Below are 16,507 nucleotides of genomic sequence, written 5' to 3' on the forward strand. Positions count from 1 at the left end.
CGGAGATCTGCGACGATTGCACCGTGCATCGAACCGTTGAATCGGGGCAGCCGGTCTGCCACTGACGCCCACTACACACTGCACACTTCGTTCACGGCATCGCTGGCAAGCCAGCATGAGTGCCGCAAGGCCGACCGCCGCGGCAGCGCCGTCGTGAAGCGCTTCTTCCTGAAGGTCGGGCGCGAAACGGCGGAGACGCATGGCACAATGGTCGCTCCTTCGAAAAGGAGCCACCATTGCTGCTGAGAGTCGTCCCGACGTGCGCAGCGCAGCGCCCTGCGCACGAACCCGGACTCCTTGCTGCTCGCGAACGCGCTGACGAGGGTCTGGCGTGGTCACCATGCCTGCCAAGGCGCCAGTGAGCGGCCCCGTCTCCGACCCGCCGCCCGAGTACACCGTGCGCGCCGGGATGGCCAGTGACGTCGGCCGCGTGCGACGCAGCAACGAGGATGCTCTGGCCTTTGTTTGCCCGGATGACATTGCCCTGCGCAGACGCCTCGGCGTGCTGGCGATGGTCGCCGACGGCATGGGAGGTCATCGCGGCGGCGAGGTGGCGAGCACGCTGGCGGTGGACACGATTTGCCGCGGCTATTTTGCCGCACGGCCGGGCGAGGATCGCTTGCGGGCCCTGGAACGGGCGATGCTCGACGCGAACCGCGCGATTTGCCAGGCCGGCCTGGCGGATCCCTCGCTGGAGGGGATGGGGACGACGGCCACCGCGCTGGTGATCGTGGACGACAGCGTGCTTTTCGCGCACGTCGGTGATAGCCGCCTCTACCACTGTGCCGAAGGCCATTGTCGGCAACTGACCGAGGACCATACCCTGGTCCAGCAAATGGTCAAGAACGGCGTGCTCAGCGCCGAGGCCGCCCGCCTTTACCCGATGCGCAACGTCCTGATGCGTTCCCTGGGGACCTATTCGGGCCTGAAGATTGCCACGCGAAGTTGCGCCGCGCCGCAGATCGGCGACACCTTCGTGCTCTGCTCGGACGGCTTGCACGCATCGGTCGACGCCGCTGACATTGCCGAGGTCGTCGCTTCTCTGCAGCCTCGCGAAGCGAGCCAGCGGCTGGTCGAACTCGCCTGTGCGCGCGACGGGAGCGACAACGTCTCGGTGGCCGTGGTCGTCGTCCGGCCAGTCGCCACCGGCGAGGATGCGGCGGCGATGGCCGATCGCTGAGTGCTGGCGAAAGCCCGGGATTGCTCAGTAGCGCAAGGCAATCGTCAGCCACAGCGGCAGCGTGAGCATGGCCACCAGCGTGTTCGCCGAAACCAGCCAGGCGACGCCGGGGCCGTCGCCGCCCATGCGTACGGCCAGAATGTAGGCGGAGGTGGCTGTCGGCAGGGCGGCGAAAACGATCACCGTATCGAAATACACCCCGCTCAAGCCGAGGCTGCTCGCGGCCAGCAGCCCGGCCGCCGGCACGGCCAGAAGCTTGACCGCCAGCAGGTAGCAGGAAGCCGCGTGCGATCCGGAAGTGCCGCGCAACTTCAGCGCTGCGCCGACGGCCAGCAGCCCGAGGGCGACCGCCGCGTCGCCGAGTCTGCCCAGCAACTGGCCGGCGGAGGCTGGTAGCGTCAGACCGCTGGCGCTGAACGCAAAGCCGGCCAGTGTGGCCAGGATGAGCGGATTGCGGAGCATTTCGCGGAGCAGGCCGAGATTCCCTTGCCGGGCGAGCATCCAGACCGAGGCGAGGTTGGCCAGCGGCACCATCGCGCCGATGAGAATTCCCATCGCGGCGATTCCCGGGGCGCCGTGGAGCTTGCCGATTACCGCCAGTCCGAGATAGGAGTTGAAGCGGAAAGCGCACTGGAAGCGTGAGGCGAAAACCGTTTTGTTGTGCTTGAACAGGGGCGCTGCGAAGAGGCCGCAAAGCACTCCACAGCCAAGCGCCGCCGCGCCGCTGGCGAACAGCGGGGCGGCGGTGGCGAAATCGATTCTGGTGCCGGCCAGGGCCTTGAACAGCAGGGCCGGAAAGAGTACGAAATAGACCAGCTTTTCCAGCCCGCTCCAGAAGTTATCGCCGAAATCGACCAGCCGGTAGAGCGCCCAGCCGAGCAGGATCAGGCTAAAATCGGGAAGCAGGAGCACGATGCCTTGCATGGCGTGGGCTTCGGCCGGTTCGCTTCAGATCACTTGCTGCGCGCGCAGCGCGGCGATCTCGCCGGCGCTGAAACCGGCTTCGCCAAGGATTTCGGCACTGTGCTCGCCGGCGCCCGGAGCGCCGTGGCGGGCTACGAAAGGGTGCTCGCTGATCTTGAACGGCGGCGCGAACTGCTTGACGCCAGCGACCTCGACGATCATCTCGCGGGCTCGCAACTGCGCGTTGTCGACACTCTCCTCGAGGCGCAGCACGGGCGCAACACAACAGTCTGCGCCGTCGAAAACGGCGGTCCATTCGGCCAGGCTGCGGCGGGCGAAGATCGCTTCCAGTTCGCCGCGGATGCGCTGGCCCTCGGCGCCGGTGGCAAACGCACAGGGACGCAGGTCGGGGCGGTCTAGGGTATCGCACAAGGTCTGCCAGAACTTCGGCTCCATGGCGCTGACCGCCAGGTGACGGCCGTCGCTGGTCGCATAGACGCCGTAGCTGGGCATGCCCCCGGAAAGCAGGTCCTCGCCGCGCGGCACGGCGTGTCCGCGGTCGAGCACTGCCAGCAGCGGGAAGAGGGTGTGGGCGAAAACGGCGTCGGTCATCGACACGTCGACGTAGCGCCCGCGGCCGCTGGTACGGGCGTCGACGACGCCGGCGAGCAGCCCGATCAGCGCGCTCAGCGAGCCGCCGAGCAGGTCGCCGATCTGGAAGTTCGGAATCGCCGGCGCGCCGCCTGCGGCGCCGATCTGGTCGAGCAGGCCGCTGTAGGCCAGGTAATTGAGGTCGTGGCCGGCGCGGTCGCGGTAGGGGCCGTCCTGGCCGTAGCCGGTGATCGCGCAATAGACGATGCGTGGGTTGATCGCCGCCACAGCCTGGTAGCCGACGCCGAGCTTATCGACGACGCCCGGGCGAAAGCCCTCGACGATGACGTCCGCGTTGGCGGCGAGGCGCATGAACGCCTCGACGCCGGCGCTTTGCTTGAGGTCCAGGGTGAGGCTGCGCTTGTTGCGATTGACCAATTCGAAGTAGCTGGTCTTGCCGTGCACCGCGCCCGCGGTGCGCGCGTAATCGCCGCCGCCGGTGTCCTCGATCTTGATCACGTCGGCGCCGAGATCGCCGAGATGCATGGTGGCCAGCGGGCCGGGCAGAAGTCTGGTCAGATCAAGGACGCGAAGTCCGGCGAGAGGAGGTGGGCGCATGCGGAGGGGCTTTCGAAGGGTTGGGCTGGCAGGGCTCGATGGCCACACGGCAAGTTCGCGCCGAACTGCGAAGTGCGACCTGTCGGGTGGTGGAGTGGCGCGTCGGCAAGGGCCGGAAAGCCGAAGCATGGCCAATGCTGGCCAATCGTGGCAAATGGTGCATTGTAAGCCTTGCGCGCCGAGCCGGGCGCGAGCGCTGGGCGTTATGCTCCACGGCTACAACGCGTTATCATGAATCGCGGTTGGCTCGGCGTGTCCGGGTTGTCGAGGTGCGTGGCCAGGCGTCCGGAACAAGCATCGCACTCGCGCTGTCGGAGTGAGCTGTCGCGCGAGATGCGACAGAGTTCCTGGCGGCTTTGCCAGCGCTCAAGCGCCGCCCACGGTGTGGCCGTGCCCAACCCGTGTCGCTGGCACCCACTGCGGAGGTCTAGCCGTCGTCTAGGCGGTGGAAGCGCCCATTCATGCTCAACAGCTTGCGAATCTTCTTTTCCAGAAAACCGGTGATTGTCGCCGTGCTTCTGTTCGCCCTTTATGTGCTCGGCGGTTTTTTCGCCTTGCCGGCGATCATCAAGTGGCAGGTCGAAAAACAGGTCCCGGCGCAACTCGGCCACCCGATCAGCGTCGGTGACGTGCGCTTCAATCCGCTGCTCTTCAGATTCGAGGTCGACGATCTCGCTCTTTCCGACCCCGACGGCCAGCCGCTGCTCGGCTTCAGACACCTGCTGGTCGATTTCGAGCTGCGCAGCGTCATCGATCGCGCCTGGACCTTTGCCGAAGCTCGTCTCGAGGCGCCGGTTGTGCACTTGGCACTCGACCGGAACGGCCGGCACAACTTCGCCGCGCTGCTCGAACGCCTGCCGGAAAGCGAGCCCGCTGCGGAAGACGCAGGCTTGCCGCGGTTTGTCGTCCGCCGCGTCGCGCTGAACGACGGCCGCGTCGATTTCTCCGACCAGTTGCTCGACGAGCCGCTGGTCGCGCACATCGAGCCGATCGTGATCGAGATCGACAATCTCTCCAGCCTGCCCGAGCAGGCGGCCAGCTACCGCCTGTCGGCGCACAGCGCTGCCGACGAGAGCGTCGAGACGAGCGGCGAACTGGCACTCAATCCGATGGCCAGCCAGGGGCGGCTGACGCTGAGCGGTGTGCAGGTGACGACGCTGGTCAGGAGTCTGTCGCGTCTGCTGGCGATCGACGCGCCCGCCGGGAAAGCCGACCTCAGCGCCGCGTTCGACCTCGCGCTCGATGCCGGCGGCAGCCTGTCGGGAAGCGTGCAGGATGTCGCTCTCGACGTCAGCGGCTTGTCGGTCAGCGTGCCCGGAGCCGCTTCACCGCTGCTCGCCCTTGAGACGCTGTCGCTATCGCAGGGGAGCGTCGATCTCGCCGCACGCGAGGCACGGCTGGTTACTCTCCGGCTGGCGAAAGGCAACGTCGCCGTCGCTTTTGACGACGACGGCAAGCTCAACTGGGAAAAGCTGCTACACGCCACGGCCAAGGTCCCGGCGGCTGGCGCGGTGGAAGAAGCGGACAAGGGCGCGGACAGGAAAACCGGGCCAACCGATGCAGCACAAGCGGCGACCGCCCGGGAAGCAGCCGACCCGGTGGTGGCGGTGAACACGGAAACGGTCACCGCACCCGCCGCCCTTGCTGCCGATACTGCGGCGGCAAGCGCGGCGCCCCGCTGGCGGGTAGTGGTCGACAGCGCCGAAATCTCGGCGCTCGAATTCGCCTACGCGGACCCGGCGAAGGCGCTGGCCATTGACGTCGCTGCGCTCGCTTTCGAGACGTCTCCGGCGATCGAGTTGGCGGCGGCCGAAACGCGCGTCGAGCTGGCGCAGCCCAAGCTGTCACTGAGCGGCGCGCGGCTCAAGAGTGGCGCCGACACCCTGGCTTTTCCGGAGGGGCTGGTCGCCGCGGAGAAGATCGCCATGCTCATCGCCGACGGGCGTTTCGACCTCGGCATCGAAAAACCACAAACGAGCCTTGCCGGGCTGAAGGCGCAGAGAGGGGCCGACGGCGTTGATCTGCGCAAGCTCGCCATCGGTGGCGAGAAGCTGTCGCTGGCGCAGAACGACGCAGCGCTGCGCATCGACGCTGGCGCTGTACAGGTGGCGATGGCCGGCCTTGCCGCACGCCAGGGCGCCGATCGCCTGGCCTGGCAGGACGCAGTCCTTGACGTGCGTGCGCTTGCCGCGACCCTTGGTGGGTCGTCCGCCGCGCCTGCTTCCACTGGCGTGAACCTTCGCCTTGACGGTGTGGCGCTGGCATTGAAGTCTCTCGCTGCCGTTGCCCAGGGCGCGTCGTCGGAAATCGCGCAGATCGCGGCGGCGAGCCTTGCGGCCAACTCGCTGCTGGTCGCCTTGCCCGCCGGTCCGGTCGAGGTCAGCGGCGATGGCCTCAGCGTGGCGCTGACGAATGCGGTGGTGCGCAGTCCTGCCGATCCGGCGACGGAAATGTTGCGCTTTGCGCAAGCCAAGGTCTCGGGCGGCGTGCTGCGCCTGAAGGATCGGCTGATCAGCGTCGACAAGATCGTTGTGGCCGATGGACAGGCGCAAGCCTGGCTCGACGCAGAGGGCAGGTTCAACGGACTGATCGTCACTCGCGGCGCTGCCGCGGCGGCGGCAGCTGCCGCACCCGAGACCGACGCCACTGGTGCCGCGGCCGCGGCAGCGGATAGTGCCTGGCGGGTGGCGGTGAAGGCGATCGAGGTCGATCGCTTCGCACTCGGTTTCGCAGATCGCAGCGGCGGGCCGCCGCTGACGGTCGGGCTGCAGGCCATCCGCGCGCGCATCGCCGGGTTCGCGACCGGAGTCAGCACACCGATGCAGGTGGAGTTCAAGGCCACTGTCGCCAGCGGCGGCGAAATCGACGCCAGGGGCAGTGTTCGTGCCGACAACGGCACAGCGGACCTGCAGCTCAAGCTGGCGGCCATCGCGCTGGCGCCCGTTCAGCCCTACCTGGCGGAGTTCGCCGAACTGAATCTGGCATCGGGTACGCTATCGACCTCCGGGCGTCTACGCTACGGCGATCCCGCGGCCGCCGCCAAGCTGGCCTACAAGGGCGGTTTTGCGGTCGATCAACTGCGCATCGACGAGAGCGAAGCGCAGCGGCCGTTCGTCACCTGGGATGCGCTGGCCAGCGACGATTTGCTGCTGACCGTCGAGCCGAACCGCCTGGACATCGGCGAGCTGCGGCTGGTCGCGCCGGCGGGGCGCCTGATCATTGCCGAGGACCAATCGGTGAATCTGACCGACGTTCTCAAGAAGCCCAGGGACGGCGAGTCCGCGGCTGCCGCCGACCAGCCGGCGGGAGGGGAGGGTGCTGCAGGGCCCGCCGAAGTGGCAGTGGCGGCCGCTGATGAAGGCGCGGCGGTCGACGATCCCTTCCCGGTGACGATCGCGCGCATCCGCATTTCCAAGGGCGCGCTCGAGTTTGCCGACCTCAGTCTGCGACCCCAGTTCGGCACGCGCATGCACGAGTTGAAGGGGGTGATCACCGGTCTCGGCACCGATCCGAAGGGCAGTGCCAAAGTGCAGCTCGACGCGCGCGTCGACAAGTACGGTTCGGCGAAGATTCGCGGCCAGATCAGCGTTTTTCGCCCGGCAAGGCTGACCGACATCGAGATGACTTTCCGCAACCTGACGATGAGCTCGCTGTCGCCGTACGTCATCAAGTTCGCGGGCCGCAGGATCACCGGCGGACAATTGGCGCTCGATCTGCAGTACAAGGTCAAGGACAGCAAGCTGCGTGGCGAGAACAAGATCGTCCTCAAGCAGGTGAAACTCGGCGAAAAGGTCGATACCCCCGGCGCAGCAGACCTGCCGCTCGACCTGGCGATCGCCATCCTGAGCGATTCGCAGGGGGTCATCGACATCGGCCTGCCGGTCAGCGGCGATCTCAACGACCCGGAATTTGCCTACGGGGCAGTGGTCGGCAAGGCCTTCGGCAACCTGATCGGCGGCATCATCACGGCGCCGTTCCGGGCGCTCGGTGCCCTTTTCGGTGCCGGTAGCGACAGCAAACTCGACAGCATCGACTTCGAACCTGGCAGCGCCGTTCTTGCCCCGCCCGAGCGCGAAAAACTGGCGGCAGTGGCGCGCGCGATGAAGGAACGGACGACGCTGAAGCTTCTCGTGCCGCCAACGCAAGCGGCCGAGGTGGACACGCCAGCGCTGAAGTCGCTGGCCGTGCGCAGCGACCTTGTCGTCCGCATGGGCCTCGAAGTGACGCCTGGCGAGGACCCCGGTCCGGTCGACGCCGCCAACCCGCGCGCGCAGGTGGCGATCGAGGCGCTGTTCAGCGAGCGCTATGCGCCTGAGGTCCTGGCGCTGGTGAAGCAGCGTGCACTTGCCGCCGGGCCGTCTGGCAAGCCGGCAGGGGAATCGTCCGCCAGCACGGCGCCGGCCGGGAAGCCGGCCGCGGGGCCGCCGCTGGCGTTCTACGAGAGTCTTCTCGAGCGCATGATCAAGGAGCAGCCGGTTTCCGACGAGGCTCTGGCGCAACTTGCCACTCGTCGCGGCGAAGCGATCATTGCCGAAATGACCAGCGCCGACGGAGTGGACGCCAAGCGCGTACTGCTCGGCAAGGCGCGCCCGGCGAGCGCGGCAAACGCCAAGGCGGTCACCCTGCAACTTGAACTCGAGGTCGTCAAGTGAAGCCTGCAGTCGGTACGAATCTGCTCAGTCGTCTGGACGGCATCATCTGGGGGGGGCAGGGCGCAAGCCTGTCCTTGTGGCAGGCGCGCGGCATACGCGTCGTGCGCACGCTCCTGCTGTTGATCCGTGATGTCGTCGACGGACAACTGACCCTGCGCGCCATGAGTCTGGTCTACACGACGCTGTTGTCGATCGTGCCGCTGCTGGCGCTGAGCTTTTCGGTGCTCAAGGCGTTCGGCGTGCACAACCAGATTCAGCCGATGCTGTTGAACTTCCTCGAACCCCTCGGTGAAAAAGGCGAGGAAGTGGCGACCAGTATCACGACCTTCATCCAGAACATGAACGTCGGCGTGCTTGGCGCGCTCGGCCTGGCCTTACTGCTGTACACCGCGATTTCCCTGATGCAGAAGATCGAGGAGTCGCTGAATTACATCTGGCATATTCAGCGCCCGCGCTCGCTTGCCGATCGTTTCAGCCGCTACCTGAGCGTGCTCATGGTGGGTCCGATCCTGGTCTTCGCCGCGCTTGGCATCACCGCCACGGTGATGAATGTCGAGACGGTGCGCGGACTGCTGGCCATCGAGATGCTTGGTCAGCTGGTACAGACGATCAGCCGGCTGACCCCCTATCTGCTGGTCATTGCTGCCTTCACCTTTGTCTACATGTTCATTCCGAACGCGCGCGTGCGTCTGCTTCCGGCGCTGATCGGCGGTGCTGCCGGCGGTATTGCCTGGCAGACCGCCGGGTGGGGATTTGCGGCCTTCGTGGCGACTTCGAACCAGTACGCGGCGATCTATTCGAGCCTGGCGATTCTGATCCTGTTCATGATCTGGCTTTATCTGAGCTGGCTGATTCTGCTTTTCGGCGCCAGTGTCGCTTTTTACGCCCAGCACCCGGAGTATCTCTACGCCGGCGCCGGCGAACCGCGACTGAGCAACCGCATGCGCGAGCGGCTGGCCCTGTCGACCATGGCCCTGGTGACGGGCAGGTTCGTGGCCGGTGAGCGCACGCCCTCGCTGACGGAATTCATTCGCCTGCTGGGCATGCCGCGGCACGTCCTGCAGACCGTTGTCGATGCCCTGGAAAGCGAGAAATTGTTGTTGCAGAGCAGCGACGACCCGCCGCTCTACCTGCTCGGGCGCGACCCGGCGCTGATCAGCGTGACGCAGGTCCTGGAGACGGTGCGCAGCGCTGGTGAGGAACGCTTCTTTTCACCCGTCGGCCTACCGGCAGCGCCGGCGGTCGACGCCGTCTTCGAGCGCATGCGGCTGGCGCTCGACACGGCGGTTGGCGGCATCAGCCTGCGCGACCTCGCCGCGCAGGGGTCGGCAGCAATGCCGCCGATGCCACCCGCTGCGCCGGCTCCTAGAGAAGTTCTTCCAGGCGCAGACGGACGATCGCCCCCTTGACGGCGTCGAGCGATGCGATGCGGACAATCGCCGCGTCGATGTTTCGCTCGCGCGTCTGGTGGGTGAGCATGATGATCTCGGTCTGTTCTTCCCCCTCGGCAGGCTCACGCTGGATCATGGCGTCGATCGAGATTTCCTGATCGGCGAGAATGCGCGTCACGTCGGCGAGCACGCCAGTCCGGTCGGCGACACGCAGGCGCAGGTAGTAGCTGGTGATCACGTCGGCCATCGGCAGAATCGGCAGATCGACCATCGCGTCGGGCTGGAAGGCAAGATGAGGCACGCGATGCTCCGGGTCGGCGGTGTGCATGCGCGTGACGTCGACCAGGTCGGCAATCACCGCCGAAGCCGTTGGCTCGGCGCCAGCGCCCTTGCCGTAGTAGAGCGTCGGGCCGACCGCGTCGCCCTTGACCAGGACGGCGTTCATCGCTCCCTCGACGTTGGCGATCAGGCGCCTGGTCGGAATCAGGGTCGGATGGACGCGCAGCTCGACGCCTTCGCTGGTGCGCTTGGTGATGCCGAGCAGCTTGATGCGGTAGCCGAGCTGTTCAGCGTACCTGATGTCGGCGGCGTCGAGCTGGCTGATGCCTTCGATGTGCGCCTGGTCAAAACTCATCGAGTTACCGAAGGCAATGGCTGACATGATGCTCAGCTTGTGCGCCGCGTCGACGCCCTCGACGTCAAAGGTCGGATCGGCCTCGGCGTAGCCGAGACGCTGGGCTTCCTTGAGCACCACGTCGAAGGACAGCCCCTTGTCACGCATCTCCGAGAGAATGAAGTTGGTGGTGCCGTTGATGATCCCGGCGATCCATTCGATGCGGTTGGCGGTCAGTCCTTCGCGCAGCGCCTTGATGATCGGGATGCCACCGGCGACTGCGGCTTCGAAAGCGACCATCACGCCCTTCTTCTGGGCAGCGGCGAAAATTTCGTTGCCGTGCTTGGCGAGCAGCGCCTTGTTGGCCGTCACCACGTGCTTGCCGTTGGCGATCGCCTGCAGGACCAGTTCCTTGGCGACGCTGTCGCCACCGATCAGTTCGACGACGATGTCGACGTCCGGGTCGCTGACCACCGCGAACGCGTCATCGGTGACCCGGCAGCTACCCTTGGTCAGCTGGCGGGTGCGTTCGAGGTTGCGGTCGGCAACGACGCTGACCTGAATGGGCCGGCCGGCACGGCGGGCGATCTCTTCGCCGTTGCGTGTCAGGACCGAGAAAGTACCGCCACCGACGGTGCCGATTCCGAGAAGTCCAACATTGATAGGTTTCATAGAGCAGCCAGGAGTAGAGGTTGAGGGTCTGGAAGTTGCGGGTCGGGGGTGGAGATTCGCGAGCAGGGTGCGCGGGCGCGGGAAGGCCACGGCCTAGGCGGGAGTGGCCGCGCGCTGCCGATAGCCTTCCAGAAAACGCGCGATACGCGCGATCGCGTCGCGCAGGTCGTCTTCGTGCGGCAGGAAAACCAGGCGGAAGTGGTCCGCGTGCGGCCAGTTGAAACCGCTACCCTGGACCAGCAGAACGCGTTCCTTCTGCAGCATCTCGGCGATGAACTTCTGGTCGTCCCGGATCGGATAGAGCTTCGGGTCAAGGCGCGGAAACATGTACAGCGCCGCCTTCGGTTTGACGCAGGTGACGCCGGGGATGGCGGTGATCAGCTCGTACGCCAGATCGCGCTGGCGGCACATGCGCCCGCCTGGGGCGACCAGGTCGTCGATGCTCTGGTAGCCGCCGAGGGCGGTCTGGATGGCGTGCTGGCCGGGGACGTTGGAGCACAGGCGCATCGACGCCAGCATGTCCAGGCCTTCGATGTAGTCGCGCGCGTCGCGCAGATCGCCGGAGACGACCATCCAGCCGGCGCGATAGCCGCAGGAACGGTAGTTTTTCGACAGGCCGTTGAAGGTCACCGTGAGCACGTCGGTCGACAGCGATGCAATTGCGGTATGCGTTGCGCCGTCGTAGAGAACCTTGTCGTACACCTCGTCGGCGTAGATGATCAGGTTGTGCTGACGGGCGATGTCGACCAATTCGAGCAGCACGTTCTCCGGATACAGGGCGCCGGTGGGGTTGTTCGGATTGATCACCACCAGCGCGCGCGTGCGCGGGGTGATCTTGGCGCGCAGATCCTTGAGGTCGGGCAACCAGTCGTTGCCTTCGTCGCAGAGATAGTGGCGCGGCGTGCCGCTGGAAAGGCTCACCGCCGCGGTCCACAGCGGGTAGTCCGGCGTCGGCACGAGCACTTCGTCGCCGGCATTGAGGAGGGCGTTCATGGCCATTACGATCAGCTCGGAGACGCCGTTGCCGATGTAGATGTCGTCCAGCGTCACGCCCTGGATGTGTTTCTGCTGGGTGTAGTGCATCACCGCCTTGCGCGCCGAGAAAATCCCTTTCGCATCCGAGTAGCCGGCCGCACTGGGCAGGTTGCGGATCATGTCGAGCTGGATTTCCTCCGGCGAATCGAAGCCGAAGGCGGCGAGATTGCCAATGTTGAGCTTGATGATGTGGTGGCCTTCTTCCTCCATCTTCCTGGCCTGTTCGAGGACCGGGCCGCGGATGTCGTAGCAGACACGGTCCAGCTTGTTCGATTTGCGGATCGGCTTCATGGCGCGGCTCTTTCGCGACCGCCAGCCGACGGCAGCAGGCCGTCCTTCCTGAACATGTCGCGGATGCCGCGCACCGCCTGCCGCGTGCGCTCTTCGTTTTCGATCAGCGCAAAGCGCACGTGATCGTCGCCGAATTCGCCGAAACCGACGCCGGGCGAGGCCGCGACCTTGGCTTCGAGGAGCAGTTTCTTGGCAAACTCCATCGATCCCAGGTGCCGGTAGAACTCGGGGATTCTGGCCCAGATGTACATCGACGCTTTCGGCACTTCGACCATCCAGCCGGCTTCGTGCAGCCCCTTGGCGAGCACGTTGCGGCGCCGCTGATAGGTCTGGCGCACATCTTCCACGCACTGCTGCGATCCTTCGAGGGCGATCACCGACGCCACCTGGATCGGCGTGAAAGTGCCGTAATCGTGATAACTCTTGATGCGCACCAGCGCCCGGCACAGCTCTTCGTTGCCGACCATGTAGCCGACCCGCCAGCCGGCCATGTTGTAGCTCTTGGACATGGTGAAGAATTCAACCGCGACCTCGCGTGCGCCGGGCACCTGCAGGATCGACGGTGCCTGATAGCCGTCGAAGACGATGTCCGCGTAGGCCAGGTCATGGACGACCAGGACGTCGTGCTCGCGGGCCAGCGCGACGACGCGCTCGAAGAACTCGAGGTCCACGCAGCGGGCGGTCGGATTGCTCGGGAAGCCGAGAATCATCATCTTCGGTTTCGGCGTCGTTTCGATGAGCGCACGCTGCAACTCGGCGAAGAAATCGACGTCGGGCGTCATCGGCACCGAGCGGATATCGGCGCCAGCGATGATCGCCCCGTAAATGTGAATCGGGTACGAGGGATTGGGGACCAGGACGGTATCGCCGCGGTCGACGGTGGCCAGCATCAGATGGGCGATGCCCTCTTTGGAACCGATGGTCACCACCGCTTCCGTTTCCGGATCCAGGCTCACGTCGTAGCGCCGCTGGTACCAGTCGCAAATCGCCTTGCGCAGGCGCGGAATGCCTTGCGAGACCGAGTAGCCGTGCGTGTTTTCGCGCAGCGCCGCCTCGACCAGCTTGTCGGTGATGTGCTGCGGCGTCGGCCCGTCCGGATTCCCCATGCTCATGTCGATGATGTCTTCGCCGCGCCGGCGAGCGGCCATCTTCAGCTGGGCGGTAATGCTGAAGACGTAGGGCGGCAAACGTTGGATGCGGGAAAACTCTCTCATGATCCGGGCTCGAGTAGTGGCAGCGCTGTTGATGACGCGTCGATCGGTGAGCGCTACGGGGCGGCGCTTGCGCACTGTCCCTCTCTGGAGGCGATCGGCAAAAAAGCTATAATCGTACTTTAAGGTTTTGTGCGCCGCAATTTTCATGAAACTACAGCTCGACAGACCCGACGGCCTGAACACCTTCACCGCTTACGGCGAGGGCTACGTCAGCGTGAACGGTATCCGCCACAGCTGTAACCTGGCGGTGCTGCCAGAGCGCCTGATCCCGGATTGGACGCAGGCAACTTTCGACACCCTGCGTGTCGAGGACTTCGCATGGCTGGCCTCGCTCGACGCCGAAATCATTCTGCTCGGCACCGGTAATCGGCTGCGCTTTCCGACTCCCGACCTGATGCGTCCGCTGGCACAGGCGCAGAAGGGTCTGGAAGTGATGGATTTGCCGGCCGCGTGTCGTACCTACAACGTTCTAATTGGCGAGGGCCGCAAGGTCGCCGCCGGCCTGCTGCTGGCCTGACGGCGCGGCGTCTCCCAGGCGGCGCCGGCGCCAGCCGGTCAACGGAAAAAGGGCGGCCAAGGCCGCCCTTTTTCTTATGCCCTCGCCGATCAGTCGCGTTCGCCGCTGAGCATCAGCAGCAGGTTCAGCAGGCTGACGAAGACGTTGTAAATGCTCAGATAGACCGACAGTGTCGCCGAGATGTAGTTGTCCTCACCGCCATTCACGATGCGGCTGATGTCGTAGAGGATGTACGCCGAGAAGACGAGCACGGCAACCGCCGAGATGGTCAGCGACAAGGCCGGGATCTGGAAGAAAATGTTGGCCACGATCGCCAGCAGAACGACAATCATCCCGATGAAAAGAAACCGGCCCAGGAAGCTGAAATCCTTCTTGGTGATCGTGGCAACGGCGGCGAGCGAGAAGAAGATCACGCCGGTACCGCCCGCGGCCATGGCGATCAGCGGGCCGCCGTTACTGAAGCCCAGCGCCACCTGCAGAATGCGTGACAGCATCAGCCCCATGAAGAAGGTAAAGCCGAGCAGCAGCACAACTCCCATGCCGCTGTTCTTGGTACGCTCAATGCCCCACATGAAGCCGAAGGCAATGCCGAGGAAGAGCAGGAAGGACATCAGCGGGCTGCCGGACATGAACGTGAACTGCATCTGTATGCCAGCCAAGGCGCCGAGAACGGTTGGCACCATGGTCAGCGCGAGCATCATGAACGTATTGCGCAGAACCCGGTTCTGCTGCAGCGACACCTCGCGAGTGGCTTGGCCGGTGATCTGAAACTGGGGTTGCATGGACTTCCTCCTGTTGATCGAATTAGGATTACGGCGCTGAGACTAGCCAACTACGTGAAAAGTTTCAATCACTATTGCTGTCTGGTGCCGGGTTGCAAGCGTCGTTGGCAGGTAGACTGTGGCGCGTCCGGGGCGCGGCGCCGTGCTATCATTCGCCCCGCCGTTGCGGCAGGTGGCGAACACCGACGGTGAGCTTGCAGGAAGTGTGGCAGAGTGGTCGATTGCACTAGTCTTGAAAACTAGCGACGGGCAACCGTCCGTGAGTTCGAATCTCACCGCTTCCGCCAGTAAATGACATTAAGTTCCTGAAAAATATAAAGAATAAATTTTAGGAAATCAGACCCGCCAAACAACCCGCAACAAAAGATGCGCCAATGGGTTCTCCCTCAAGAGGGAGCGCCGGAGGCCGAGGCTGCGTCTGTACCTTGCCCGGCATAGTGACTCGGGTGGAGAGGTCTGCGAGACGGCCGAGCCGAGCGGCCGGCTTTCGTCCTGTAACGACACCGGCAGAGGGCAATGCCAAGCCAGGTGATCGAGGCTTTCCGCAAACGCTGCGCTTCTTGCGTCGTTGATCTGGCCACGGCTTCAAAATGTGATCGAAAAAGATGCCTCGCGGTCACAAGGGGAGGCTGGGGGTGCCTACGATTGCACCCACCCAATCCTTCTTCCATAAGGATTGGGTGGGGCGCAGCCTTATGGAAGAAAAAGCCTACGCGTCGCCCTCGAATTGCCCCCTGGTCGACACCCTGCGAGGCCGTGAAGTACTCCAGATCGGCGAATTGGCCGTCCTTGATGGCCGGGAAGTGCTCTTGGCGTCCGCAATGGGTCGCGTGCCAGGGTGGCCGGGCTACGGCGTTTTGGCGAATTTCTGATAAGGATTGGTGGGGTGACCAATCCTTATCTTTGAGAGGGGGCATGAACTACCGATGACAGCGTAAATCCGCGACGTCAGAGCACTGCGGCAAGCCCGGCTGAAAGAGATGTTCGAGCAGCAAACCAGAGACCTTGGCCATCGCCGGCTGCGGGAGTCATCGCCCAATGATCGCCTTCTCTGGTTGCCACCGACCACCCGCGCCATCTGAAGTCGTCCGCACCGACGTCCGAAACGTGACCCTGTTGGGCGCTTTTCCCCCGCCTCCGCAAAAGCCTGGGTGCTAGAAATTCCGGCATGCCCGCCCGCCTCCTTCTCGTCTCTCCCGGTATTCGATCACCACAAGCCTTCGGCACGCGCGACCGGCCAAGGGGACACGCTTGCTGACCGGCGTCTCGCGCGGTGGGAAGCTGATTGCCCTGGCTTCGGACATCGGCGCTGCCAGGGTCGATGTGGGTTCGTTCGCGTTCCTGGGGCAGGCCCTGGTTCAGACCACCTTGCCACATAGCGACCCCGGGGTGTCCAGCTTCGAACGGACGAGCGGACCCGTGTCACTATCGATCGTCGCCGATCCGAGAGGTGCGGCCTCAAAGACATGCTGCTCGCTGATCAAGCATTCGTTTTCCGGGATCCCCAGCGGTCGGATGATCGGATTTCGTGGGCAAGCAGCCTCAAGCTATCGGAGGCTTTTTTTCGCAATGTTACCGAGTCGCCGGTGCCGATCGACATGCGCGTGCTGCACGCCCTCTCCAGGTCGCCCTTGGCTATGGCATCTATTCCTGGCTGCTCTACCGCATCTTTGTCCTGCGTGTCACCCAGCGTCGGAGCGTCCTCATCCCCTGGCAGTCATTGAAGCTTCAGTTCGGTTCCGACTACGGCGACTCGCTTCGCGGCTTGCTGGACTTCAAAAAACAATTCCTTCAGAGGCTCGAGGATGCCTTGCTGTTCTACCCCGAGGCCAACGTTTCCGCGCCGGCGACAGGACTCCTCGTGGCGGCCAGTCGGTTACGTATTGGCCATACGGGCGGGGCGCGACTGTCTTACCTGTAGTCCTGGTTGGTTAGCGCTCGTCTCGACGGCCGGCGTTTTTCCGCCGCACCACTCCCTACGCAACAAGTTTTTCATGGTCACGAACCCTTCAATTCAGGCGTGCGTTGCGTAGGTATCGAGCGCCCTG

Annotated in this window: 11 protein-coding genes and 1 tRNA gene; 6 read left to right on the forward strand and 6 right to left on the reverse strand. The window is 64.7% G+C overall.

Annotation, left to right across the window (positions count from 1 at the left end; genetic code table 11):
- Positions 1–340: 340 nt before the first annotated feature.
- Complete coding sequence (locus QZ613_RS14300) at positions 341–1,180, forward strand: PP2C family serine/threonine-protein phosphatase (RefSeq protein WP_291983221.1); 840 nt, start codon at positions 341–343, stop codon at positions 1,178–1,180.
- A gap of 24 nt (positions 1,181–1,204) precedes the next feature.
- Here QZ613_RS14300 and QZ613_RS14305 read toward each other — a convergent pair whose 3' ends face one another.
- Complete coding sequence (locus QZ613_RS14305; protein ID WP_291982914.1) at positions 1,205–2,104, reverse strand: AEC family transporter; 900 nt, start codon at positions 2,102–2,104, stop codon at positions 1,205–1,207.
- 24 nt (positions 2,105–2,128) lie between these two features.
- On the reverse strand, positions 2,129–3,292 hold the full coding sequence (locus tag QZ613_RS14310) for a CaiB/BaiF CoA-transferase family protein (RefSeq protein ID WP_291982916.1): 1,164 nt from the start codon (positions 3,290–3,292) through the stop codon (positions 2,129–2,131).
- Positions 3,293–3,753: 461 nt separating this feature from the next.
- Between QZ613_RS14310 and QZ613_RS14315 the strand changes: the two genes are divergently transcribed.
- Complete coding sequence (locus tag QZ613_RS14315; RefSeq protein WP_291982918.1) at positions 3,754–7,944, forward strand: DUF748 domain-containing protein; 4,191 nt, start codon at positions 3,754–3,756, stop codon at positions 7,942–7,944.
- The gene (locus tag QZ613_RS14320; protein ID WP_291982920.1) at positions 7,941–9,353 is read left to right on the forward strand and encodes a YihY/virulence factor BrkB family protein; all 1,413 of its coding nucleotides are present in this window, start codon (positions 7,941–7,943) and stop codon (positions 9,351–9,353) included. Before QZ613_RS14315 ends, QZ613_RS14320 begins: the two co-directional genes overlap by 4 nt.
- On the opposite strand, the gene QZ613_RS14325 is transcribed toward QZ613_RS14320, so the two are convergent.
- The 3 genes from QZ613_RS14325 to alaC all read right to left on the reverse strand — a co-directional run bounded on the left by QZ613_RS14325 (position 9,310) and on the right by alaC (position 13,160).
- Positions 9,310–10,620, reverse strand: a complete 1,311-nt coding sequence (locus tag QZ613_RS14325; RefSeq protein WP_291982922.1) for a homoserine dehydrogenase — start codon at positions 10,618–10,620, stop codon at positions 9,310–9,312. The genes QZ613_RS14320 and QZ613_RS14325 overlap by 44 nt on opposite strands.
- Positions 10,621–10,713: 93 nt before the next feature.
- Entirely contained in the window at positions 10,714–11,946 is a 1,233-nt protein-coding gene (locus QZ613_RS14330; RefSeq protein ID WP_291865254.1) for a pyridoxal phosphate-dependent aminotransferase, read from the reverse strand.
- On the reverse strand, positions 11,943–13,160 hold the full coding sequence (alaC, locus tag QZ613_RS14335) for an alanine transaminase (protein WP_291982925.1): 1,218 nt from the start codon (positions 13,158–13,160) through the stop codon (positions 11,943–11,945). The genes QZ613_RS14330 and alaC overlap by 4 nt, the downstream gene beginning before the upstream one ends.
- A gap of 145 nt (positions 13,161–13,305) precedes the next feature.
- Between alaC and QZ613_RS14340 the strand changes: the two genes are divergently transcribed.
- Positions 13,306–13,677, forward strand: a complete 372-nt coding sequence (locus QZ613_RS14340; RefSeq protein WP_043565521.1) for an Mth938-like domain-containing protein — start codon at positions 13,306–13,308, stop codon at positions 13,675–13,677.
- 89 nt (positions 13,678–13,766) lie between these two features.
- Here the strand turns inward: QZ613_RS14340 and QZ613_RS14345 are convergent, their stop codons facing one another.
- Positions 13,767–14,459 carry a Bax inhibitor-1/YccA family protein gene (locus tag QZ613_RS14345; RefSeq protein WP_043565520.1) on the reverse strand — a complete coding sequence of 231 codons (693 nt, stop codon included), beginning with the start codon at positions 14,457–14,459 and terminating at the stop codon, positions 13,767–13,769.
- A gap of 199 nt (positions 14,460–14,658) precedes the next feature.
- Here QZ613_RS14345 and QZ613_RS14350 point away from each other — a divergent pair.
- Together QZ613_RS14350 and QZ613_RS21205 are read left to right on the forward strand one after the other, a co-directional pair.
- Positions 14,659–14,746, forward strand: a tRNA-Ser gene (locus tag QZ613_RS14350).
- Between the two features lie 1,179 nt (positions 14,747–15,925).
- Entirely contained in the window at positions 15,926–16,183 is a 258-nt protein-coding gene (locus tag QZ613_RS21205) for a replication protein RepA (RefSeq protein WP_366144468.1), read from the forward strand.
- The last annotated feature ends 324 nt before the right edge of the window (positions 16,184–16,507 follow it).

This window comes from Candidatus Accumulibacter sp. ACC005 (genome assembly GCF_907163215.1).
Classification (GTDB): Bacteria; Pseudomonadota; Gammaproteobacteria; order Burkholderiales; family Rhodocyclaceae; genus Accumulibacter; species Accumulibacter regalis.